Raw genomic sequence first — 24785 nt, forward strand, 5'->3', positions numbered from 1 at the left:
AGAGATTTTCCTCATGTTCGACGCGTGTGGCCAATGTCGAGAGGCGAGTGGCAAGATGGCTTCGATACTATTATCAACCACTCTAACCTCTCACCCCTAACCTACTCTGGCCTCTGGCCTCTGGCCACTCAACACTGGCCTATTTCCGCTGTACAGATTGACGTTTGCCCTGCCGTATGACACTATGAAAGGAATGTCACTTCGAAGGATTGAGCGTTATGTCGGTTGAACAATTTCATCCTCTGGTTGCCAAGTGGTTTGCGGAAAAGTTTGAGCAGCCTTCCGAGCCACAACGTCTTGGCTGGCCAGCAATTGCGGCTGGCAAGCACGCTCTGATCGCCGCTCCGACCGGTTCCGGAAAAACGCTCACTGCTTTTCTGGCGATTATTGATCGTCTCTTTCGCCTTGCTCTCGCGGGCAAGCTGAAGGATGAGATCAATTGCATATACATTTCGCCACTGCGGGCACTTTCCAATGATATGCAAAAGAATCTGACGGAGCCGCTGCGGGAAATACGCGAGCTGGCTCAGCAGGAAGGCTACAACGTTCCCGAAATTCGTATCGGATTGAGAACCGGCGACACACCTGCCAAAGACCGCGTGGCGATGATCAAAAAGCCACCTCAAATTGTGGTCACGACGCCAGAATCGCTCTACCTCTTATTAACAGCTGAAAAAAGCCGCGAGCGGCTCGGGACCACGCAAACCTTAATCATTGATGAAATTCACGCGATGCTGCCCGATAAACGGGGCGCCCATCTGGCATTATCGCTCGAACGGCTCGAATCGATTTGTGAACGACCTCTGCAGAGAATCGGTTTGTCTGCCACGCAAAAGCCGATTGAACTGGTTGCAGACTTTCTGCTGGGTACGCGAGATCGTTCCACTCCACTTCGCAGTGTCGACTGGGAAATCGATCGTAATAAAGTGTCGGAAGAAAAACAGAAGCGATTGTTTAAAAATAATTCCGATGAGGCAGAACGGATACCAGATTCATCTCAAACCCGAACTCTGGAAATCATTAATATCGGGCATGCGCGGGATTTAGATCTCGGAATCGAAATTCCTCCCAGTCCGCTCTCTGCAATTTGCTCGCACGAACAATGGGCGGAAGTGAATACCCGCGTGATCGAACTGGTCAACTCTCATCGCAGCACTTTAATTTTTGTCAACACACGACGCATGGCCGAGCGGGTTTCGCATCAGTTGACTGAACTGCTGGGAGAGGATCAGGTCAGTAGCCATCATGGCTCGCTCTCTGCTGATATTCGACTCGATACCGAACAGCGTCTCAAAACCGGGCAACTCAAAGCGGTTGTCGCGACTGCATCGCTCGAACTGGGGATTGACGTCGGTTACATCGATCTGGTAATCCAACTTGGCTCCCCCGATGGCATCTCCAAATTCCTGCAACGAATCGGTCGTTCCGGACATGCACTCGGGTTGACTCCGAAGGGGCGTCTGTTCGCTCTCACTCGTGATGAACTGGTCGAGTGCATGGGCTTGATCCGGGCTGTACGTTCCGGTCGGCTCGATGTGATTTGCTGCCGCAACGCCCCACTCGATGTGCTCGCCCAGCAACTGGTCGCTGAAGTCGCAGCCACAGAGTGGGAGACGGATAATCTCTTCGAATTGTTTCGCCGCGCCTGGCCGTATCAAAAATTGGAACGAAAAGACTTCGACGATGTGGTCGAATACCTCAGTGAAGGGATTACGCATCAGACAGGCCGCAGCCGGACTTATCTACATCACGATCAAATTCAGAAACGTGTCCGCCCTCGCCGCAGTGCCCGACTGGTTGCCGTCAATAATGCGGGATCTATTCCCGATATCGGCTCCTATCGCGTGGTTGCCGAACCGGAGAATGTTGTCGTCGGTTCGCTCGATGAAGATTTCGCCGTCGAGAGTCAGGCAGGCGATGTCTTTCTGTTGGGGAACACATCCTGGCGACTCAAAGGAATCCGCGGGAACGATGCCATCGTGATCGACGCGCAGGGCGCTCCGCCGAGCGTGCCGTTCTGGAGAGGAGAGTCTCCCGGGCGAACGCTCGAACTTTCCGAAGAAGTTTCCCGACTGCGGGAAGAGATGGAAGCGAAACTTATCGCCGGGGAATCGAAAGCCGACATCGCCAAATGGCTGAAAAAGGAAACGCACTGTTGTGATTTTGGTGCGGAACAAATTACGGAATACGTCGCCGCTCAAAGAGCCGCGTTGGGTTTGGTGCCGACTCACAAACGGATTGTTTTTGAACGCTTCTTCGATGAAACCGGCGGGATGCAACTGGTGGTACACGCTCCGTTTGGTAGTCGGATCACAAGGGCGTGGGGCTTTGCGATGCGAAAACGGTTCTGTCGATCGTTCGACTTCGAACTGCAGGCAACTGCTGATGACGATGGTTTCATTCTCACACTCGGTCCGCAACACAGCTTCCCGATTGAATCCCTTTTTCCGATGCTGACCGCTGCCAATGCGTACAAATTACTGGAACAGGCTCTCATCTATGTGCCAACGTTTCAACTTCGCTGGCGCTGGAACCTCAACACCGCTCTGATTGTCGAACGCCGTAAAGCCGGCAAGCGGGTTCCCCCTGCTCTGCAGCGATTTCGGTCTGACGATCTCCTCACGGCTGTTTTTCCCAAGCTGACCGGCTGTCAGGAAGAGCACGTCGGCGATCATGAAATCCCCGAGCATCCGCTCGTCAAGCAGACCATGGAAGACTGTTTCAACGAGGCGCTCAATTTTAATGAGTTGGTCAATATCCTGGGGCGAGTCGAAAAAGGAGAGATCACGTTCGTCGCCAAAGAAACCCGCGAGCCATCGCCCTTCTGTTATGAACTTCTGAATGCGAATCCGTATGCGTTTCTCGATGGAGGCGAGGCGATTGACCGCCGGGCACGAGCAGTGGGAACACGAAGGTCGGTTACTGTGGAATCGGTGAGTGATTTGAGTCGACTCGATCCACTGGCCATCGAACGCGTTCTCGAAGAAGCCTCGCCGGTCGTGCGGGATGCCGATGAATTGCACGACTATTTACTGACTCGTATTCTGTTGCCGAAGAATGAAGGCCAACTCTGGTCTGACATGATGCAGCAATTGCAGGAGCAGCATCGCGTTACGTTGATCACCGTAGAAAATCATCAATTCTACATCCCGGCTGAAAAGCTGCTCATCGCGCAAGTCCTCTGGCCAGAACTGGAGATGGAGCCAGAAGTGACTGCTCCTGAACGTGCCAAACCTCCAGCTGCCACGACCGAAGCCCGCGTCGAAATCCTGCGCGGCTGGATGGAATATCTGGGCCCGGTCACGACAAAAGAAATCACCGCTCAACTCGGGTGGACAGAGTCGCAAGCCGATGCCACTTTCGAAGCCCTTGAGGGTGAAGGCTTAGTACTACGTGGCAAGTTCCGCGAATCCTCGCAGTCTTTTTCTGAAGACAACACCGTCAACCCACCATCAGAAACGCTCAATCATCCCGAGTGGTGTCATCGCCGACTGCTGGCTCGTATTCATCGCCTCACGCTGGAAGGCTTGCGGAAGCAGATCGAGCCGGTTGATGTCGCAACTTACATGCGATTTCTGTTTCGTCATCACGGTTTTCACCCGAGTACCCGACGTGAAGGAGCAGAAGGACTTTACGAAACCATCACGCAACTGCAGGGTTTCGATTTGCCAGCCGGGTATTGGGAGCGGGATCTGCTCAAGTATCGTGTCCGCGATTATTCCTCCGCATGGCTGGATGAATTGTGTATGACGGGCGAAATCAGCTGGGGACGGTTGTATCCCAATCCGAAGCCGATTGAGGGAAAAGGGCGTCCCCTCAAAACCTTGTCGCGAAATTCTCTGATCGCACTCTTTCGGCGGGATGATGCTCATTGGCTGCTGCCGGAGCGTTCCTCGTTACCGACGGACAACCTCAGTGGAGTCGCGCAGGATCTGCTCATGGTGCTGCAACGTCAGGGAGCAATGTTCGCTGGTGATATCGAATACGCTGCTCAACTCTTACCGACACAATTAACGGATGCCCTCGGCGAATTAATATCCCGCGGCTGGATTACCTCTGATGGTTTTGCCGGGCTGAGAGGCCTAATTGGGCAATCTCGTAGTACCGGGAACGTATCCTATCCGCGAAGAATGACTGGTGGACGCCGTCCGAAAACCTTAGCGGGACGGGCAGGGCGCTGGTCGCTTTGGCGACGTGACGATGAACTGGACGATCCCGAAAAAATGCGAGGCCGCGTGGAAGCCTGGGCGTGGCAGTTGTTGCATCGCTGGGGTGTTGTTTTTCGGGATCTGCTCGAACGCGAACAGGGAGCCCCCCGCTGGTATGAACTCGTCCAATGTTATCGTCGTCTCGAAGCTCGCGGCGAAATTCGCGGCGGTCGCTTCATTCGAGGAGTCGCCGGAGAACAATACGCTTCCGCCGATACTGTCGGCCAACTTCGTAAACTCCGGGATGAGAATCTCGATGGCGAAGAGCTGGTCATGCTCAATGCAGTTGATCCGCTCAATCTGGCCGGAGTTCTGACGACACAAACTCGTGTTCCCGCCCTGGCGAACAATCGCGTGGTCTACTGGCGTGGAGAGGCGGTTGTCGGTATTCAGAAAAAACAGTTCCGCCTGCTTAAAGCTCTTACCACCGAGAATGCTTTAATCCTCGCTAAGCTCCTCGACTTCTCTCCGGGAGAAATCGCCGCGGCTCGCCGAGAATATGTTAAGCAGAATCCTGCCCCCATAGAAACAGTTATAGCGACTGAAAAAGAACCGGCTCTTTTCTAAATTGAACTCTATCTATTCTTCTTTGCTTCTCAACTGGTATAAGCAGTTCAAGGTCAACCTGAAAAATTTTTAAAAGTCTCGAAACCCGAGGTTGACAATTCTGTCAGAAGCAGGCATTGTAATAAGAGTCTGCTGATAAGAATTCCTTTTGTCAGCAAATAAATTATCAATTCACGATTTCGAGCACAGTTAAATCAAGCAACAGACGCGATAGCGAATATTTATTATCGGTTGTTGTTTCTACCCCATTGAGGGTTTGGCTTCTGCCAGTGATTTCAATGGGGACTGGATGGTATACCTGAACCGGGTCTCCTTCCTGAAACATCATGTTCTAACGATGTTTTAAGTTGAAAGAGTTTCTCGCAGATTCAAAGCTGGCTGGCAATTACCGTCGTCTTCCTCCTCATATAACCGAGCCTTTAGCTTCGAGAAGTTCCTTCCCTTTAATTCATCGAATATCCTCTTATTATCCGGGAGTTATTCATGAAACATGGGTGCCAAAAGTCCGTGCGCGGATTTACATTAATAGAACTGCTCGTGGTCATCGCGATCATCGCCATATTGGTCGCTTTACTTTTACCAGCCGTCCAGCAGGCTCGGGAAGCGGCTCGTCGCAGTGCCTGTAAAAATAACCTGAAGCAACTCGGGTTGGCTCTGCATAACTATCACGACACCCACCAGATGTTTCCCATTAACTGGACAGTGAATCACAATCACAATGAAAACACCCAGGAAGGCTTTTCCTGGATGGCTTACATCCTGCCTTTCGTTGAGCAATCCGCTCTCTACGACACAATCAACTTCGATGTCGATCTGGCCAATGCGGCTAATAGTGCTGCTGCTCAGGTGGCAATTTCAACCTATTTATGTCCTTCGGATCCTCTGAATCAGAAAGGCCGTTTAACTAACCGAGCGAATGCACCCAGTAGTGGAACTGCTTATGGAGTTAACAATTACAAGACTGTCTCAGGCAGCAACTGGCAATGGGGAGATCATACTGCTGTTTCATGTGTTTCCTGCAAAAGGAATGCAAATATTATTCAAGGACTCGATTCGCCGAACGGATTTATTGGCCGGCGAACCGGATATTATGCATCGTCTCCCCCAACACTGATGAAAGATGTGACGGATGGAACCAGTAACACTCTTGCAATTGGTGAAGCACTTCCAGGAGCCTGCAGTCATAGTTGGTGGTGGAATTCGAATGCGGTGACAGGGAGTACTGGCGTCCCATTAAATTACTACTATCCGCCAGGAAAGTAGGGTATAGATCTATGGCAATACAATTACAACTTTGCCAGTGAGCATAAAGGGGGCGGTCAGTTTGCACTGGTCGATGGCTCGGTCAAATTTGTTAGCGAAAACATCGATACAAATCTCTATCGTGCGCTGGGGACTATCTCAGGATCGGAGTCGACTGGAGAGTTTTAAATCTCGAATGTGATTCTACTTGTGTAGTGTCATCAATCAGGCGACGTGATTGACAACATAATGATTAATGATAAGGGTGAAGATGAGGTTAAATGGGCACAAGGAAATTTGTTTTCTGATGATATTTCTACTTGGATGCGGCGGGGCTTCCAAACTCGACACAGTACCAGTCACCGGCATGGTGACATACAACGGTGAGCCGATTGCTGATGCCAGCGTTACGTTCTATCCAGAGAAAGGTCGGGCTGCTTCTGGAATGACTGACCAGGATGGCATCTATACTCTCACAACATATGAATCTGGCGATGGTGCGGTCGCAGGTAAGCATAAAGTTTCGATTTCAAAACAGGAGGCTCCTCCGGGAAACAGCACCGAAGAACTCGAAAATATCAAAGCGGAAATCCCTCAGAAATATAATAACGCGGAGACATCAGGACTGACGGCTGACGTGGTCGCTGGTCAGGATGCTCCCATCGATTTCAATTTAGCTGAGTAATCGCGTTCATTCATTTCACTTTTAAGTAAAGGATCGTCTCATGCATGCGAAACAAAAATTCCGAATCCGGGATGGCTTCACGTTGATCGAGCTGCTCGTGGTCATCGCAATCATTGCCATACTGGTGGCTTTACTGCTCCCAGCCGTCCAGCAGGCCCGCGAAGCCGCCCGGCGAAGTTCGTGTAAAAATAATCTCAAGCAGATTGGGCTGGCACTGCATAATTATCATGATGTGTTTTCGACACTCCCCATGGGAAACAGCAGTCGAAATGGCTGGGGTATTTCCTGGATGCCAGCATTGCTCCCATTTGTCGAGCAGTCGGCCCTTTACGATAAGTTTGACTTCAGTCTTCCCAATGTTGGATATTCCACTCAGTGCACGAATTTGGGAACTGATGGCAGAACGCTGATCAACACATTTCTGTGTCCGAGCAGTCCCCTGCCAACTCGCGTGACATCAACCTGTGCAAATTCCATGAGAGCATCCTACGTAGGAATTTCAGGTGCTGCTGATGATGCGATTATTACTCCAGCACAGGCAAAAGTTATTGGAGCCAACCACAATCAATGTTGTGGCCCTGCTGGTTTTTCAGATACAGGAATCAAATCGACAGGTGGAATGCTGGTTGGTCCTGACGGAGGAGGTTCAACAGGTGAAGGGCGTGTTACAGCTGGAGGTCGCTCCCGTCGTTTTGCGGAAGCGGTAGACGGAACTTCCAATGTCATTGTCGTGGCAGAATGTTCCGACTTCGCATTCAATTCAGCGGGATCCCCAATCAGTATTGATGGGAGCCATCCTCATGGCTGGATGATGGGAACATATCATGATGCAAATCGTCGTCGAGAATTCAACTTGACGACTATCCGTTATGCTCCCAATACAAGAACGTACCCTTTACCCGGTGTGGAATCCAATCATGGAGCCAACAATCCTTTGATGTCTGCTCATAAAGGAGGAGTTCAGGTTGTCTTGCTCGATGGGCATGTCGCCTTCATCAGTGAGAATATCGATCTGGTCACCTTAAAGCGGCTGGCATTACGAGATGATCGTCAACCGGTTGGGGAATATTAAGCCAAACTGGTCTTCCAAACTTATTTAAGAGAGTTGGGATTCTGCGCCGCGAATCCCCACTCTTTTTTCACTCACATTCGTTACGGAAAAGTCAAGAGATGTTACAGCGTCAATCGTTCGGTTACTGGTCCATGGGACTGGTTTGTCTCATTTTCGTCGGTTGCTCTGGTGGGGACAGTCGTGAGTACGGTTCCTTAAGTGGAATAGTTACTTTAAATGGCAAGCCCGCTCCAGCAGGAACCATGGTGACGATGATAAATCCAGAGAATGGAGCAGCGACCTCAGCTCAGGTTCGAGCCGATGGTGCGTATAATTTCCCGCGAGCTCAAGTCGGCAAGTATAATGTTGGATTTGTTCCTCAAGGAAAAGAGACTGTTGCCGAAACGGATCCTGACAAGCTCAATGAGATGATTAACGCAGGCACTTATAAGGAGCCTGATGCAGAGACCATCATTCCGGAAAAGTTTAAAACCCCGGAATCAAGTGGGTTAACCGTTTCCGTCAATCTGGGAGACAATTCTCACGATTTTAATCTTTAACTGAAATCGTTTAAGCAATGTATTATCGAATTGAGAATCAGAATCACTCACTTCGATTTTGCAGTCGTTGACGTTCATGATTGGATTGTCATAATAAGTTGACATTCAGCAATACTACGAGTGTTAACCGAGGATCAGAATCCATGAAGACATTTCCGCAGCCCTTTGCGTTTCAAATTCGCGGAGGGCTTTTCTTGTTCCTGTCGATTTTCTTACTGATTTTCCTGGGTAACGCATCGTTACTTTTCGCAGAGAAGTCTCAACCCAACGTCGTCATCTTACTGGCCGACGATCTCGGCTATCAGGACTTGAGTTGTTACGACGGCCCCGTGAAGACGCCCACACTGGATAAGCTGGCCGCCAGTGGGATGCGGATGACGCAGTTTTATTCGGGATGTGCGGTCTGCTCGCCTTCGCGTGCTACTCTGCTTACGGGGCGGCATCATATCCGCACGGGAGTTTACAGCTGGATCAATGATGCGAGCCAGAATTCGCATCTGCTCGAGCGGGAAAATACGCTGGCAGAGATTCTCAAATTGAACGGCTACACAACTGCCCACATCGGCAAGTGGCATCTTGGATTGCCGACCAATGAGCGTGACAAACCGACTCCCGGAGATCATGGTTTTGACTATTGGTTGGCGACTGCGAACAACGCGTCTCCCAGTCATAAGAATCCTGACAACTTCATCCGCAATGGGGAACCGGTCGGAAAAACAGAGGGCTACTCCTGCCAGTTACTGGTTGAAGAAGCGATCGGCTGGCTGGATTCTCGCTCGAATGACGATCGTCCATTCTTTCTTAATCTGTGGTTTCACGAACCTCATGCACCAATCGCAGCTCCTGACAATCTCGTCAGCGAATATGGCAAGCTCAACGATAAAGCTGCTATCTACTCGGGAACGATCGATAACACTGATCGCGCAATCGCACGACTGCTGACAAAACTCAAGAAACTCGATGCTCCTGAAAATACGCTGATTGTGTATGCATCCGACAACGGCAGTTATCGCGATGATCGAACCGGTGGCTTGAAGGGAAAGAAAGGGCAAAACTGGGAAGGAGGTATTCGTGTACCAGGGATCTTCAGCTGGCCCGGCTCAATTCCTGCAGAGCAAGTTTCGTCTGAGCCAGCTGGGGTTGTCGATATTCTGCCTACCGTTTGTGGACTACTGAAGATCAATCCCCCAGCCAATCGTCATCTCGATGGCTCAAACCTGGCGCCACTTCTGACAGGGCACACGGATCAGTTTGAACGGCACCAGCCATTATTCTGGCATCTGCAGAAGTCGCGTCCCATTGTAGCCATGCGATCCGGTCAGTACTCTCTGGTCGCCGATCCAGACTATAAGCTCTCGACCAGCAATATGTTTGAGGAAGCCTGGATCCCAATAATCAAATCGGGAACCTACACAAATTTCCGGCTTTATGATCTGGTGAAAGATCCCCAGCAAACTCAGGATCTGGCAGCGTCCAATCCAGAAGTCCTCAAAGAATTGAAGTCACAACTGCTCGATATCAATACGAGTATCATGCAGGATGCGCACGACTGGCATCTGGAATAGGCGTTGAGGGAGCACTTCTACGGTTGATTATACAGGGACTGCAATTGTGGTGAGGAGATTGTCGATGATCCCTGCAGCTCGATCTCGACTCGACTCTCGTAAAATTCCCCCGACAACAATCCGGTGAGCAAACACAGGAACCGCCAGGGCTTTCACATCATCGGGGGTCACATAATCTCGGCCACTGACAAACGCAAAAGCCTGCAAAGCGTGCATCATCGTGATCACTCCCCGGGTGCTGATTCCGAGAGAAAGCTCCGCATGATCTCGTGTTGCATGGGCGATTTGCAGAATGTATTCGTGAATCGAATCGTCCATCTTCACATTGCGGACTTCATCCTGGATTTTTACAAGCGCTGTTTTATCGAGAGCCGCCTGCAATTGGCTGACTGGTTCCCCAAGTCGATGAGAGCGTAGTACTTCCTTTTCGACTTCCATCGAAGGATAGCCGATTTCGATTCTCAGCATGAAGCGGTCGAGTTGATTCTCGGGTAACGGATAGGTTCCTTCGAATTCATGGGGATTTTGTGTCGCCAATACAAAGAAGGGGCGCTCCAGAGTGTAGGTTTTTGCATCGACAGAAACCTGAAATTCACTCATCGCCTCAAGCAATGCACTTTGTGTACGTGGAGTGGTCCGATTGATTTCATCGGCCAGTAGCACATTGGTGAAAACAGGACCGCGGCGAAATTCAAAGTCGCCAGAGCCCGGCAGGAACACACTGGTTCCGAGAATATCGCTCGGAAGCAGGTCGGGAGTGAATTGCAGACGTGTGTATTCACAGTTCAGGCTCATCGCCAGAGCTTTGGCTAAAGATGTTTTTCCAACTCCCGGAGCATCCTCAATCAAAAGATGCCCTTGTGCCAGCAGAGCAGTGACAGCGAGTCGAACGGTTTTGTCTTTGCCCAGGAGGACCTGACTGATATTGGAAATCAATTTTTCAATGGCCGCGTGGGAATGATTTTCCACAAACTCTCCATCGGTTTAGTGACTGCGTTAATCTTAATACGGTAACTCATGTTGAGAACGCAGTATAAAACTAACGAGAACGCAATTCATTCGTCAAAGCATTGCATAAGATTTTTGAGTGCGAAATCAAAAAATCGCTTTTCCAGAGGCTCAGATAGATATTTTGTGAAGATTTGATGTGAATATGCTGAGATCTTCACCACAATTGTCGCGAACAAGAGACTTGGCTACAGCTTAAGCGAACAAATCATCGTCGTCTTCATCCTCATCGCCAAGATCGAATTCATCCAGATCGCCGCTGAATTCATCGGAGGCCAGCTCAGCCGATTGAAAGTCTGTACTGCTGTCGTCCAGATCAAACTCATCGTCCGATACAAAGTCCTCTGCAGCCAGGTCGTCATCGGAAAACTCATCACTGGCGAATTCATCGCTTTCGAAAGCATCTTCTTCGCCGCTGAGCATTTCTTCATCGTCTTCGATATCGAGATCATCTGTTAAAGGAACCCCGGCCGCAGCTGCCTTGGGAGCTGAGCTGACGAAGATCGCAATGCCGAATGGAGCCAGCAGGCACATTACGCAACCCAGGAAACCAGCTCCGAGAGGTCCCCACATGATGGCACTCTCTTCGACAATCGGCAAACCGACGGTAACCAGTAGGAAACAAAGATAGCCGGCCAGCGCAGCTGGTATGAGTGAAATCAGAAATGCGCTCCACTTACCCATGGGTCAACTTTTCCTCTGAATATTCAGTGATTGATCAACAGTGTTGGCAATAATTTCTCGTAACTATTTGCAATTATGGTCAGCATCGTCATCAATTGCACACCCTGTTTACAACGATCAGGCAAAATCAATCCCTTTGGAAAGACTCTGACAATTGTAACGATCCTGACAGAAAGATCACTCGCGAAGGGAATTCTGATTGTTTACAGGCAGTCCCAATCTGGAGTGCGATTCTTTGGAAGTCGGTCGTAATCGGTTAAATCGAACTTGAGAGGCGTGATTGTTACATAGTTTTCCGAGAGTGCCCGGATGTCGGTTTCTGTTTCAAATTCATGATTGTGCAGCGGATCGTTTCCACTCCAATAATAAGGTTTGCCTCGGGGATCGATGCGTTTTTCCATGGTTTCGGTGTGACGTTTCACTCCCATTGTCGCAAAACGGACTCCCTGGAGTTGTGCATTGGATGGAGGAAAGTTGATACTCCAAAGTGAGCCTGCTTCTGGGGGGTGAGCTTCCATAACCCCAAGCAATCGTTGCAGAATGCGTACGCTTCTGCTGGCAGCGAGTTCAAAATCTGGAGGGGTTGTTGTGTTCAGGGAGATCGCCACTGAGGGAATTCCAAAAAAAGCGCCTTCGATCGCAGCGGCGACAGTTCCCGAATACAGCACGTTGATGCCGTAGTTCGATCCGGAATTGATGCCGGAAACGATCAGATCAGGTTTGCGAGGGCAGAGCTCTAAAATTCCCAGTTTCACGCAATCGGCAGGACTCCCATGCACCGACCAGCCAAATCGCTTTCCCTCTCGATAGACTTCTTCGACCTGAAGCGGGCTACGATACGTGATGCTGTGCCCGACGCCGCTTTGCTCATGAGCCGGTGCAACAACGCTGACTTCTCCCAGTGCACTCAGTTTTGATTCCAGTGCAATTAAACCTGGTGCGTGTATCCCGTCATCGTTGGCCAGTAGAATATGCATGATGTGATTTTGTTTTCAGATAAAAAATAACCAGCAGAACACAAGATTTATAGCCGTCGTCACGAATGTGTCACGGGGAATTGTCGGGGAAAATAGGATTCAGGCCAACAACAAGCCGCTACCTTAAATTGCGAATCAGTAGTAGAAATCACTTTCTGAATGCGACAATGTATCAGAAAAGCAGCAGGGTGTTGACTGAACACAACACGAGTTCGCTTCCACGGTGATCATCTGGCACAGCGAACCTTATCAATCCACTGTTAATTAACGATTTAGGTCACGATCCCCAAAAATTCCTTTGCTCGGATCATAATGTGCTTAGGATGGAGTCAGGAGAATCAAATTCGGACGGGCTTGCCTGTTCACGCGGAAAAGGAGTTCTGTGCCACCGAGCTTTGAGCCTGGAGTCTGGCATGACTTATCCGTTAACAATCAATTCGATTTCCTCATATTATTGTCGCACACAGCTACCGCCGATTGAATTTCACTCCTCTAACGAACCTTCGTTCAGGCCAGTACGAGAAAATACTACAGTTTGCCCGCCATTGTTGAAATCAGTAAAGCTGGCAAACTGTATGCGGGAGTTTTCCGCCACGGAAATTGAACTGGCATTGCTGCTGAATGCACTGAATGGACATTCTCCACGCTATGCTGCAGATAGCACAGGGTTGTCCTACATGGCTGGTAATTCCCTGGCGGCTTTGGCCTCTTACCGGAATTACGATTCCCGTATGAAACCGTATTATTCCAAGCCTGAGCGAGTGGTAGAGGCCATCGGCACGAGGTTCGACAGGACAATTTGAGGCTGATTGCTTCTCAAAGGAATAGCCTGACTTCTCGGAGCAGTCGGGGCGAAAACGAAGAGAATACGGAGGGAAAAGCTGTCAACGATTGCCATTTGTTTTTATTTTTGTCATGATAGCGAGTGAATCGCAATAACAGGTGTTCATTGGGACATCGCGATTAAACTCAAGATGAAGTCCTATTCAATACTGACACGGCTGTCAGCTTTAGGTTTCACAATAAGACATAAATACTGAGTTACAGGTGAATGAAATCTAAATTCACCTGCTTACGATATCCACCCAGGGAAAGGTTTTAACAGCACCAGGGGATAGCGTCTGCCATACCTGATTAGCACCTGCTAGCATCGGGAAAAAAGAATGGTTGATTGGGCTGACCCGATCGTTTTCCGTTTTCTCGTTCACAAAACGGCTCTCGCACAAAACTGCAATCGAGCCACACGTTGAATTGAAAATACTTTTAAGCCTACACATTGTCGTGATCGGGATTCGGAAAACAGAGATGGGACGTAATTACACCAGCAAAAAGTTGCTGTACTTACTCGATACATCAAGAACCAGCCTTGATCAGTCAGCTCGGGCAGTCGCCCCAAAAATTCGTCGGAACGATATTGAATAGTAACAGACCTCGGACGACCGAAAACCTAGAATTCTTATTGGATAATGACGAGTAGAACTTGTCTTATCCAATTCATTTTTTCTCTGTTTTTCTGTGAGATTTCAATTTTCTCTGGAAAATTTCGAGTCATCTGTTTCATTCAAAAAAGCAAGAAGGATCTGAGGACTGCTAGAGTAAATCTACAAACAGGACACCAGTTTGCAGTACTGACAGGAATCACACTTTCAAGACTCCGTCTAACGAAGAAAAACCCATCACTGTTAGAGCCTTTCTCACCGATTGAGAAAGGTCAATCATGAATACAGAAATGCTGGTCAATGTTTACCAGCCTGAGGAAAGCCGCATCGCAATTGTCGAAGATGGTGTCCTTGAAGAGCTTTATGTCGAGCGGAACAGCCAGGAAAGTTTCGTCGGCAATATCTATAAAGGTCGTGTCGTCAATATTGAATCGAGCATTCAGGCGGCATTTGTTGACTTCGGCGTCGGGTCTAACGGGTTTCTCCACGTCAGCGATGTCGAAGCCGAGTACTTCAAGCACCTTCCACCGGTCGAGAATTCACGACCACAACGGGATCGCTCGCGACCACCAGTTAACAAAGGCGGTCGTCGTCCTCAGAACAAACGCCCAGGCAGCGAACGTTCCGTGGCGGGCAAGCCTTCCATTCAGCAGATTTTCAAGCGTGGCGATGAAGTGCTCGTGCAAGTCATTAAAGATGGCATCGGTACAAAAGGTCCAACACTCTCGACTTATATCAGTATCCCAGGTCGCTACCTCGTTTTGATGCCTGCTCTACAGCGAGTTGGTATCAGCCGGAAAATTATCAACCTGGATGATCGCAAGAAACTTCGCGATATCATCAAAGAGCTTGAGCCGCCGGAAGGACTTGGCTTTATTGTTAGAACGGCAGGGATTGATCGCTCTGAAAAGGATCTTCGCCGCGACATGAACTACCTGCTGCGATTGTGGAAGACGATTGTTCGCCGCATTGAAAAGCAGTCTGCCCCAGTCGATATCTATGAAGAAAGCGACATGATTACTCGCACGATTCGCGATATCTACACCAGCGAAATTGATCGGGTACTGATTGACGACAAAACCCAATACGAGCGTGCTCGTGAGTTCATGAAAGTCGTACTCCCCAAGCAGGTCGATCGCGTTCAGTTTTACGAAGGCTCCGAGCCCCTGTTCCATAAATACAATATTGAGCAGGAAATTACGAATATCCAGAGCAGAACTGTCCCACTGCAGGGGGGAGGTTCGATTGTGATTGATCCGACAGAAGCCCTGGTTGCCATCGATGTCAACAGTGGAACACATCGGGTTGATGATAATGCCGAGGAAACGGCTTATCAGGTGAATATTAAAGCGGCTAAGGAAATTTCCCGTCAAATCCGTCTTCGCGACCTTGGTGGAGTCATCGTCAATGACTTCATCGATATGAAGGCCGAGAAGCATCGCAGGGGGGTCGAGCGAGAACTACAAAATGCCGTCAAACGCGATCGTGCTCGGACCAAAGTGCTGAGAATCAGTCCGTTTGGTTTGATTGAGATGACGCGACAGCGAATTCGGCCTTCGCTCAAGCGGAGTATCTATGAAGAATGCCCCTGCTGCAATGGCACCGGCTCGGTCAAAACCGCGGAAAGTGTCGCGATTGAAGTCATGCGGGAAGTGATGCGGGCCTCAAGTCAGGAATCCATTGGTCGCATTTCCGTCGAACTCAATCACCGCGTGGCAACGTATCTGGCCAACAAAAAGCGAAAAGAACTACTCGAACTGGAGGACCGCAACAAGGTCGTCATCAACTTTGAATCTCGCTACGACGTGAATCCCAATCATCTGGAAATTCGCTGTCAGAGTAAATTTGGTGATGAAATTGCGTTTTCACACAGCATGAGCTCGAAATAACAGAGGAAAAGTCGTAGAATTCCCAGCTGAAACGCTGGACATTCCCATAAAAATCGCGACACTGCGTGATCGCTGATCGATAACAGCCCGTGGAGGCTGAAATTTCTGAGAACAAGGTATTCGGTTATGTTTGCAATTATTGAAGATAGTGGACGTCAGTTCAAAGTCGCTCCCGGTTTGGAAATCGCTGTCGATCTGCGTGAAGGTCTCGAAGAGGGTGGCGATCTCGTTTTCGATCGCATCCTGCTCGCCAATGGTGGAGCCGGCAGTGTGATCGGAAAACCGATCATCGAAGGAGCGACAATTGCCGCCAGCATTGTCGATCCCTACTTCAAGGGGCCTAAACTGGAAGTCCAGAAGTTCCGTCGTCGAAAAAACTCACGTCGTCATACAGGCCATCGCCAGAAATATGCTCTCGTTAAAATTGGCGATTTCAATGTGCCGGGGCTGGAAGTTGTCGAAGAGAAGGTTGAATCTGCCCCTGCAGAATCAGTCGCGATTGAAGAGACAAGCTCAGATGAATAATTAGAAGCCGTTTTAGCATCACGTTTTTGAATGCTGAATTATGGCCTCGACAAGATCCAAAGGTGACTGGTTTCCGGTCACCTTTATTTCTTGGCACTCGGGCAAATTGCGAAACCAGGTGTGCTGGCGTTTGGCAAACTGGCGAGTTCTGATTTTGATCATTTCACGAGCTTCATCCAATGGCATGTCGCCGCTCAAATGCTCGACCATCTCTTTGTAGCCGAGTCCCTGCAATGCGGTTCTCGAAGCAGGGGGATTCCTTTGGAGCAGCAGTCGAACTTCTTCGACAAGTCCCTGCTCAAACATCAGGTCGACGCGTCGATTGATTCGCTCATAAAGCCAGTCTCGATCCGGATGCAACCAGAATACGTTGCCTGAAGTCTCTTCTGGAATGCGGGCAGCCTGCTGTTGTTGAACAGAGAGTTGGGTTCCAGTCAGGTGATACACTTCCAGGGCACGGATAACGCGTCGCAGATCATTGGGGTGCAATTTCTCTGCCAGAGGGGGATCACACTGTTGCAGTTTACCATGCAGACTTCCGGGCGAGTCTGCTTCCTCAGCTTCCAACTGACGCCGATAATCCCAATCAGCATCCGGGCCTTCAAAAACTCCGCGTAAGATCGAGCGAAGATATAAGCCTGTGCCACCGACAAATAATGGTGTTCTCCCTCGACGGACAATCTCTGCTGCGATCTGGCTGGCACAGCGGACAAATTCCGCTGTGCTGAAATCCTCGTCAGGGTTGATGATATCGATCAGATGATGCGGAACCCGCTGCCGTTCTGCGAGAGAAGGTTTAGCTGTCCCGATATCCATCTGACGATAAATGGCCATGGAATCGAGTGAAAGGATTTCCGCATCCAATCTCTCGGCCAGCAGCAATGACGTTTCCGTCTTCCCGACAGCCGTCGGCCCAGCCAGAAACCAACACTTCGTCAGGATTTCAGGCGGAACATTCATGCGCAAAAGTATACATCAGAAATTTTCGCAAAGGTAGGACAGGCTTGTTTCGGAACTTATCAGCGGGCATCAAAAAAGGGAAGCAGAATGAGTGGATTCTGCTTCCCTGATGGTCGATTCGCTTGATTTATTTCACGACTTTATCTTTTGAAGCCTGCTTTAATACGCTTTGTGTCTGCAGTGCTTTGTCGAGTTGAATTTTCATTGCGGAAGTGTCTTTGTAGCCAACCACTTTGCCGAGTAAATCGGCGTTTGGGCTCAGTACGACTGTGCAAGGCAGAGATTTGACTTCCAGGATCTTTCCGATTGATTTCTGTTCATCCAGATCAAGATGCACGGGAATAAAGTTAGCCTGTACATAAGCCTGCATCTGTGGATCGGAGAAGGTTTCCTTTTCGAGCTTCTTGCAGAACTTGCACCAGGTGGCCCCAAACACAATCAGCATCGGTTTGCTTTCGCTCTTGGCGAGAACGTGTGCCTTCTGTAATTCCTGGTGCCAGACTTTTTTATCCAGTGTTGTGTCGTCAGCTTTCAGCGTGGTGGATAAAACCAGAACAGTGGTGACGATTGTTGTAATAATCAGTCGCATGGGAAACCTCTTTGCGATATTGACCGCCCTGCATTTTCTGGAACAGGAAACGATGGGATGATTGTGGAAAGATGAATCCAGAAACAAGAAGGAAATCGTTCGAGTGAGTGCATGCTTCGGGTGTTTGCAACTGCAGAGACGAATGTCTGTGACTGCGATGAGGTCAAACCGATTTGCTGATCTTCAATTTCCTGGCTTCAATGATGAGGCTCGCTCATCGACGTCCATAATCGATATCGGTGTTTAACGGTGTGGACTTGCGTAGATTTTGCGGATTCTAAGGATTCTCCGGATTCGAGTCGAGATCCTCCTGGCTGTTGGGAATCGTCTGATTCTTCTTAAATCCCAGGATCTCCCCCAGTTCTTCAACTTGTAATTTTTTCAAACTGAGTCCGTAAACGATGACAGCCACACTGATCAAAAACAACAACTGCACAGCTTGCCAGCGTTTGAGTTCAGGGTCTGGTAATACTTGCAGTAGAAGCCAGATTGCCAGTGACATGCATAACGTGCTCAGGATCAGCTTCCCTACAATTTCTAAATTTGTTGCGGAGAACGAAATTGGAATATTACGCTTTAAAACAGCCCATAAGTAAATGAACTGTACGACAGCCGCGATAGCCGTGGCATAGGCTAAGCCCTTGCCTCCGAGCCAGATCATCAATGGAAAATTCAAAACGAGATTGAGTGATACGGTTGCCAGCCCGATCCTCAAAGGAGTTCTGACATCTCCAATTGCATAAAACACTCGCTGTAATAAGGTGATTCCCAAATAGGACCAGATCGCAGTGCCGTAAGCGATAATTGTCTGCGTGGTTTGCTGCGTATCGAAGGCATCAAACTGTCCTCGCTGGAGCAATGTTTCTGCAATGGGATAAGCTAACAGCATCATGCCTGCAGAGGCTGGTAAGCCGATGATGAGTACAAAACGCAATCCAAATTGCACATCCTGTCGAACCGATTCCATCTGATTGGTTTTCACATGAAGAGCCAGACGCGCAAATAGAACTGTCCCGAGAGCGATCCCAAAAATTCCCAGCGGGAATTGATACATTCTCTGCCCGTAATATAGAGCCGAAGCGGAACCGGGTGTAATCCAGGAACCTTGCTCCGGTAACGCAAACCACCAGGCGAGTGTTCCATCGCAAATCGAGTTGACCTGTGTGATCGACAATCCAAATACAATGGGCAGCATGTGGCGAAAGACCTTGCGAGCCTCGCGCAATTGGTCACGCGTGTTCCAGTGAATACGAAACCCCAGTAGAAATAAATGCATTGCCGGCAATAGCAGTTGCATTCCCCCTCCCAACAGGATTGCACCGATGACAATGTAAACTTGCGTCTGTGGATCTGTGTAACAGGGAGTAATGAACCAGATTGCCAGGATCCAGATCAGGTTCAGCAGGATCGGGACCGTTGCAGGAATCGAAAAATACCCCTGGGCATTCAGCATCGCACACAACTGAGCAGTCGCACAGATGAGCAACACATATGGTAACAAGGCCCCAGCCATCACCAACAATTCACGGCTCGATTCTCCGAGGAGATTCGTCAGATACAATGTGCAGATCAGTCCGTAACCCAGCAATGTCATTAAGCTCAGTGTCACAACTAAAATGAAGAGGACAGCTGAGGCGAGTTGCTCAGCTTTTGACTGATCCTGTTCAAGGGTTTCGGCATAGCGGGGGAGAAAGGCAGTGGTTAAAGCGCCTTCTCCAAATAAGCGTCTGCTCAAATTCGGAATGCGAAATGCCAGTGTGAAGGCATCCAGCAAAGGGCCATTGCCGAATGTCGCAGCCATTCCCATGTCGCGAATCAAGCCAAGAATGCGACTCAGAAACGTCAATAAGCCGACCCTGCGGACGTGACGCATCCAGGAAGAAGATTGGTTATGGCCCGAAGAGTTGTGTTGGGATTGCGACAACGGTGCGATGTCTTCCATGACGTCACAAAAGGGATTTGTTTAGGGGGTCCGTTAACTCACAGACCTCAAACATAGTTCATTGAACGGAATCACGCGAGAGCGGTTGTGTTCTCCCGGTAGTTTGTCTCTTGTCGATCACTCAGTTAGCAATCGGAGGATCCAAACGAGCAGAATTGATATCGAGCTCTTCAAGAATCGAGATGATCCGTTCGGTGCAAATTCCCCAGGAAATTCCCCAGGTGATGATATCGAGATTTTCCCAGTCGCAGATCAAGCGATCCAGAACCCGCTCAAACAGAAGGTCGTTCGATTGGATCAGTTCAAGGATATAAGAAGAGGGGGTGTCTGAGAATTCTTCCCAGCGTCGCTGTCCCATCACATGCTCAATACGCTTTTCACGGCAATATCTTAACCAGTATTTACGATACCAGTCGTGCACGGCATTCCAGCCAATATCGTGACCACGCTTTTCGCTTTCAATCCATTTGTAGCGATCTGCTTCTCGCGCCCCTTCCTGATGCAAACTGCATAAATCGGAAGGACGTCGTGTCGAAACCATAGTCATATCGAGCGCTCGATTTCTGGTCTTCGTTGACTGATCTGGTGGAACGTTCTATCTAAAGATAAAAGATACAGGTTAAAAAATCTCAAGCTTCGACGAAAGTGCCTGCTCTTTCGTCGAATTCGAAAGATCCCAACCCGAAATCTAAGCTGCAATGCAGTACTGGAGCCTGATTCACAGCATATTCAAACAATATAAGCTTATTTTATATTACTTCTTCATGTTCTGGACAAGATGAAATAAGTCTTACAAATAAAAAATGGGTAATTTTACCTATAGACATGCGGCGGGATTCTACTTTCAACAACTTTGGGAGCAATTCATTGATCTGGCGACCGTCGTCTCTGCGTTAATCGGAAGGTGTACATCGGGTCATGTTATTTGTGAACTGCGATTGATGGGAATTCAATTCGGACTCTGTTTGTTAAATTGGACCAGTTTTTCCAAAGATATCGGTTGTGAGGACCGATTATTAACATTGTCCCAGCGAGTCGAAATGACATCGGGATAACAATCATTAAGCACTTCGCTTTCAGTAAATAATTTCTGAACGAGCGGCGAAGTGGTTACCGGAAAGTTGTAGTTAGACGGTCCCGATATCGCTCTATTTTTACTGCAAATTGCAGAGTGAGTTCCTCATGAAATTTCATGCACATGTCTCTCGAAGCTTGTGTGCCGGCCTCCTGGGCGTAATCGCCGTATCAGGATTGACCGGATGCCAGACGCAAATGGGCGGGCAAACCCTGCCTTCGGCGTTCTACCTTCGTGATGATGTACAATATTTCCCGCACGGGCCTGAAGAATTGCTTCCTAATCAGGAGCGAGCCCTGGCGGAATATCGTGCTGAGCAGAAAGCCGTCCGCGAACGGATCGACGCACGATAAGCAATCTTTTTGCCCCCAACGCTCTGGGCAATCCAAGCCTTCGACCCCCGGATGGGACTGTTTCCATCATGGTTTGGTCGCTGCTGGATTCCACTGAATGTTCTGCTTTTCCCCATAATCGCAGGTCATCCGAATCATTCAGAATGGAGTGAGCACTGAGAGCCGATTACGGCTTCAGTGTGAGGGGGGAGTAGTCTCGCGCTCGGCTAAACCATTATCAATATGGTTTACCGAGCGCTGAGACTGTTTTTTCATGCGCGGTGGTTACAAGTGAACTTTTTCCCAAGGGAGTCGTTTTCATTACTTAGGGAGCGGTGTTCTTCCCTTCTCCTGAGAGAAGGTGGCCGAAGGTCGGATGAGTGGGAGCCTTCGACATTCTTATTGAAAATTATACCGATTCCTCCTCACCCTAGCCCGCATTTCTCACCCGGTTTCTCATTTCTTCTCCCGGGGGCTTGCGGGGCGGGAATTTGGTTTGGTGGGTGGGGATTGGGAGCGTGGAGGGGGTGTCGAGAGGTGTTTTTTTGGTGCCAGGTCGGATTTCAGGCCGTTTTTGTCAGTTCGGCGCGTACCGCGAGCGCGGTGGGCGCTGTGGTGGACTCTTTCGAAGCCGATTGGGCTCATCCAGGGACAGGCCGCGGCGGGAGGTCTTGCAGGTTTTGCCAGACCTGGCCGAACAACTCGCGATACGGGTATGCTTCCGACAGTGACAGCCACACCTTCCGGCACGTCACCCGCACCTGTGCCCCGATCTTGAGCAGCTTCACGCGAATCGTATCGCAGCGGGCCTTTGCGTGATCGGTTCCCTGTAAGCCGTGACGTCGCAGAGCCGCCAGCAGCACATAGGCCACCGAAGAAAACCACAACCGCAGTTGATTGGCCCGCATGGTCGCACAACTCGTCCGGTCGGCGAACAGACACAACTGCTGTTCCTTGATCCGGTTTTCCATCTCGCCGCGCTGACAATACAGATCTTCATACAGCGTCCGGGCATCGGCCTGGTCTTCTGTCAGATTCGTCACCACAAACCGCGGGTTCTCGCCTTTCGAGAGATGCTCGGCCTTGGCGACAACCCGCCGCTGGCAACTCCAACTTTTCAACGTCCGGTACCGCAGGTCAGCGAACAGGCGAGCGGCTTGTTTCGTGTCGTCAAAAAAGAGCTTGGCGGCCACCCGCTGAGCCTCAATCATTTCCTTGAGTCGCTCGTTTTTGGCCAGCCCCAAAATGTATTGGACTTCGTTCTTTTCGCACCACTGCATGATCGGCTCGCGACAAAATCCGCTGTCGCCGCGAATCACGATTCGCACCTCCGGCCAGCGCTGGCGAATCAACGGCACAATCCGCTGCAACTGTTCCACTGTCCCCAGACTGGCATCGATATCGGCCGGTCGGAGCTGCGCACACAGCAGGTGCTCGCCACAGAAAATATACAGCGGCAGATAGCAGTACTGCTTGTAATAACCGTGAAAGAATCGCCCGAGTTGATGTCCGTGCAGTGGATCATCGGTGGCGTCGAAATCGAGAATGATTTCTTCGGGCGGCCTCTGGTGAGCGTCGAGAAACAGATCCACGAACAAACGTGAGAAGTCGCTGCAGTTGGCCGTGATCTTTTTGTAGCGGCTCTCCGGGCTGGCTCCGGGGGGAGTCAACTCGAGTCGATTGAGCGTGCTTTTGCCGGCCAGAGCATGCCCGCGATCACGTTCCCGCGCTCGCTGTTGTCCGGTCAGATCGTCTTTGCCGGCCAGCAGCGCGAGCAATGGATCATCCCGCAGGCGGTCATGATCATTGAGGTCTTCATAGCCGAGCGTTAACGCAAAAATACGCTGCCTGACCAGTTCGAGCACGGAGTGCTCAATATAATCGAAATCGCGATGATCGCTAAAACAACCAGCGACCCGTGAAGTCAACTTCAGCTTGTTATCGAGTTCCCGCAGCAAGAGCCCGCCCGCATCGGAGGTGATCATCAGACCATCAAAATTGGCCACGACTTCGCGACGCTGGTGGGGTTGAAAAGTGAGGGACTTTGTGGAACACTGTGTCATGAGAAGGCTGCCTGTCGTTTGGGGTGAAAGCTGTTGTGAGAAAACAACTTATCCCAAACCAGGCAGCCTTTTTCCACCCCCGGGTGAGAAATCCGGGTTAGCTCGTTGACCTTCACTGGAATTCCTTCCAAAGCCTTCGCACAAGACTGGGTCTATGCCATTGGGAATTTTATGATCCCCGTGGTGGCCTTTGTCGGCGTTTACATTGCCCTCCCGTTTTACCGGCGGATTGATGTCACCAGTGCTTATGAATATCTGGAGATTCGCTTCAACCGTAGCGTGCGATTGTTTGGCAGTGCCAGTTTCACTTTGTTCCACATTTTCCGTATGGCTGTCGTGATGTCTTTGACAGGTCTGGCGCTGGCGGTTGCCACACCGCTGACTCCGGAACAGTCGGTTTTGTTGATGGGAGTTCTCAGCATTATTTACTGCACAATGGGAGGGATCGAGGCGGTCATCTGGACCGATACTATTCAAACAGTCGTTCTGTTGGGTGGAGCATTGCTTGCACTCATTCTAATGGTTAACGGGAGTGACGGCGGGTTCAGTGGATCTGCTCAACTGGCCTTTGATGCAGATAAGTTTCGACTGGCCAACTTCTATTGGGATCCCTCCAGTGCTCAAATCGCTCTCTGGGTTGTGGTGGTTGGAGCGATCGGGCAGAACGTCTCCTCTTATACTGCTGATCAAGCTGTGGTTCAGCGATATATGACAACGCCCACGGAAAAACTGGCTGCTCGATCGATCTGGTTAAATGCCATCATGACGATACCAGCGACGGTCCTGTTTTTCGGAATCGGCACAGCTCTGTTTGCGTTCTATCATTCCCATCCGGAAAGACTTGATCCGACAATCACGACCGATCAGATCTTCCCCCTGTTTATTGCAAACGAAATGCCGATCGGTATTGCCGGTCTGATCGTCGCAGGCATTTTCTCTGCCGCTCAATCGACCGTCTCAACCAGTATGAATTCTACTGCGACAACCATCGTGACCGATTTCATGCGACCGTTTAATGCTTGCAAGACGGAACGTGGCTACCTGATTTCAGCACGTACAATTACATTTCTGATGGGAGTGATGGGAACATTGCTGGGACTGATTTTTGTTAATCCAGAAATCAAATCGCTGTTTGATGCTTTCATCAAAATCATCGGCCTGTTCATGGGCGTTCTCGGCGGACTATTCGTTCTGGGTGCGGTGACTCGTCGTGCGAATTCCTTTGGAGCTCTGACGGGTGCTTTTGCCGGAACGGCCTTTATGTTTTATCTCTGGCGATTCACAAAAATCAACGGTTTTCTTTACACCGCCAGCGGTATCACGGTTTGCGTGACTGTTGGGTATCTGGCAAGCCTTTTCGTTGCCACTCAAGATTCCAATAACTGATTATTTTTATTGGAACGAATACAAGCACGAAGCGCAAG

19 protein-coding genes and 1 pseudogene are annotated in these 24785 nt (G+C 49.8%); 12 read left to right on the forward strand and 8 right to left on the reverse strand.

What is annotated here, in order from left to right; all coding sequences use genetic code 11:
* Window positions 1–218: 218 nt before the first annotated feature.
* The 7 genes from Pan54_RS00630 (at window position 219) to Pan54_RS00660 (ending at window position 9878) form a co-directional block, all read left to right on the forward strand.
* Window positions 219–4775 carry a DEAD/DEAH box helicase gene (locus tag Pan54_RS00630; RefSeq protein ID WP_146501572.1) on the forward strand — a complete coding sequence of 1519 codons (4557 nt, stop codon included), beginning with the start codon at window positions 219–221 and terminating at the stop codon, window positions 4773–4775.
* A gap of 483 nt (window positions 4776–5258) precedes the next feature.
* A complete protein-coding gene (locus Pan54_RS00635; RefSeq protein WP_146501573.1) occupies window positions 5259–6038 on the forward strand; it encodes a DUF1559 domain-containing protein in 780 nt (259 codons plus the stop codon).
* 3 nt (window positions 6039–6041) lie between these two features.
* Window positions 6042–6206, forward strand: coding sequence for an H-X9-DG-CTERM domain-containing protein (locus Pan54_RS26170; protein ID WP_146506260.1), 165 nt, complete (start codon window positions 6042–6044; stop codon window positions 6204–6206).
* A gap of 118 nt (window positions 6207–6324) precedes the next feature.
* Complete coding sequence (locus tag Pan54_RS00645) at window positions 6325–6702, forward strand: carboxypeptidase-like regulatory domain-containing protein (RefSeq protein WP_242631177.1); 378 nt, start codon at window positions 6325–6327, stop codon at window positions 6700–6702.
* Window positions 6703–6742: 40 nt separating this feature from the next.
* Complete coding sequence (locus Pan54_RS00650) at window positions 6743–7774, forward strand: DUF1559 domain-containing protein (protein ID WP_146506261.1); 1032 nt, start codon at window positions 6743–6745, stop codon at window positions 7772–7774.
* 98 nt (window positions 7775–7872) lie between these two features.
* Entirely contained in the window at window positions 7873–8313 is a 441-nt protein-coding gene (locus Pan54_RS00655) for a carboxypeptidase-like regulatory domain-containing protein (RefSeq protein WP_146501575.1), read from the forward strand.
* A gap of 143 nt (window positions 8314–8456) precedes the next feature.
* Window positions 8457–9878, forward strand: a complete 1422-nt coding sequence (locus tag Pan54_RS00660) for a sulfatase-like hydrolase/transferase (RefSeq protein ID WP_207310006.1) — start codon at window positions 8457–8459, stop codon at window positions 9876–9878.
* Between the two features lie 27 nt (window positions 9879–9905).
* Here the strand turns inward: Pan54_RS00660 and Pan54_RS00665 are convergent, their stop codons facing one another.
* The 3 genes from Pan54_RS00665 to surE all read right to left on the reverse strand — a co-directional run bounded on the left by Pan54_RS00665 (window position 9906) and on the right by surE (window position 12547).
* On the reverse strand, window positions 9906–10847 hold the full coding sequence (locus tag Pan54_RS00665) for an AAA family ATPase (RefSeq protein ID WP_146501576.1): 942 nt from the start codon (window positions 10845–10847) through the stop codon (window positions 9906–9908).
* A 234-nt stretch (window positions 10848–11081) separates the two neighbouring features.
* The gene (locus tag Pan54_RS00670; RefSeq protein ID WP_146501577.1) at window positions 11082–11570 is read right to left on the reverse strand and encodes a hypothetical protein; all 489 of its coding nucleotides are present in this window, start codon (window positions 11568–11570) and stop codon (window positions 11082–11084) included.
* 203 nt (window positions 11571–11773) lie between these two features.
* Window positions 11774–12547, reverse strand: a complete 774-nt coding sequence (gene surE / locus Pan54_RS00675) for a 5'/3'-nucleotidase SurE (RefSeq protein ID WP_146501578.1) — start codon at window positions 12545–12547, stop codon at window positions 11774–11776.
* Between the two features lie 575 nt (window positions 12548–13122).
* Here surE and Pan54_RS00680 point away from each other — a divergent pair.
* The 3 genes from Pan54_RS00680 (at window position 13123) to rplU (ending at window position 16400) form a co-directional block, all read left to right on the forward strand.
* Window positions 13123–13350, forward strand: a complete 228-nt coding sequence (locus tag Pan54_RS00680) for a hypothetical protein (protein ID WP_146501579.1) — start codon at window positions 13123–13125, stop codon at window positions 13348–13350.
* 914 nt (window positions 13351–14264) lie between these two features.
* Entirely contained in the window at window positions 14265–15875 is a 1611-nt protein-coding gene (locus Pan54_RS00685; protein WP_146501580.1) for an Rne/Rng family ribonuclease, read from the forward strand.
* A 126-nt stretch (window positions 15876–16001) separates the two neighbouring features.
* Window positions 16002–16400 carry a 50S ribosomal protein L21 gene (rplU, locus tag Pan54_RS00690; RefSeq protein WP_146501581.1) on the forward strand — a complete coding sequence of 133 codons (399 nt, stop codon included), beginning with the start codon at window positions 16002–16004 and terminating at the stop codon, window positions 16398–16400.
* Between the two features lie 18 nt (window positions 16401–16418).
* Here the strand turns inward: rplU and miaA are convergent, their stop codons facing one another.
* From miaA to Pan54_RS00710, 4 genes are all read right to left on the reverse strand, one after another.
* Window positions 16419–17360 carry a tRNA (adenosine(37)-N6)-dimethylallyltransferase MiaA gene (gene miaA / locus Pan54_RS00695; RefSeq protein WP_146501582.1) on the reverse strand — a complete coding sequence of 314 codons (942 nt, stop codon included), beginning with the start codon at window positions 17358–17360 and terminating at the stop codon, window positions 16419–16421.
* Between the two features lie 127 nt (window positions 17361–17487).
* A complete protein-coding gene (locus tag Pan54_RS00700; protein WP_146501583.1) occupies window positions 17488–17949 on the reverse strand; it encodes a thioredoxin family protein in 462 nt (153 codons plus the stop codon).
* Window positions 17950–18226: 277 nt separating this feature from the next.
* On the reverse strand, window positions 18227–19891 hold the full coding sequence (murJ, locus tag Pan54_RS00705; RefSeq protein ID WP_146501584.1) for a murein biosynthesis integral membrane protein MurJ: 1665 nt from the start codon (window positions 19889–19891) through the stop codon (window positions 18227–18229).
* Between the two features lie 121 nt (window positions 19892–20012).
* The gene (locus Pan54_RS00710; RefSeq protein ID WP_146501585.1) at window positions 20013–20432 is read right to left on the reverse strand and encodes a hypothetical protein; all 420 of its coding nucleotides are present in this window, start codon (window positions 20430–20432) and stop codon (window positions 20013–20015) included.
* Window positions 20433–21073: 641 nt separating this feature from the next.
* Here Pan54_RS00710 and Pan54_RS00715 point away from each other — a divergent pair.
* Window positions 21074–21319, forward strand: a complete 246-nt coding sequence (locus Pan54_RS00715; RefSeq protein ID WP_146501586.1) for a hypothetical protein — start codon at window positions 21074–21076, stop codon at window positions 21317–21319.
* A gap of 620 nt (window positions 21320–21939) precedes the next feature.
* On the opposite strand, the gene Pan54_RS00720 is transcribed toward Pan54_RS00715, so the two are convergent.
* Entirely contained in the window at window positions 21940–23361 is a 1422-nt protein-coding gene (locus Pan54_RS00720; protein ID WP_146501587.1) for an IS1380 family transposase, read from the reverse strand.
* Window positions 23362–23457: 96 nt separating this feature from the next.
* Between Pan54_RS00720 and Pan54_RS00725 the strand changes: the two are divergent.
* Window positions 23458–24747: pseudogene (locus Pan54_RS00725) on the forward strand (sodium:solute symporter); the annotation flags it as partial.
* Window positions 24748–24785 lie beyond the last annotated feature (38 nt).

Source organism: Rubinisphaera italica (assembly GCF_007859715.1).
Classification (GTDB): Bacteria; Planctomycetota; Planctomycetia; order Planctomycetales; family Planctomycetaceae; genus Rubinisphaera; species Rubinisphaera italica.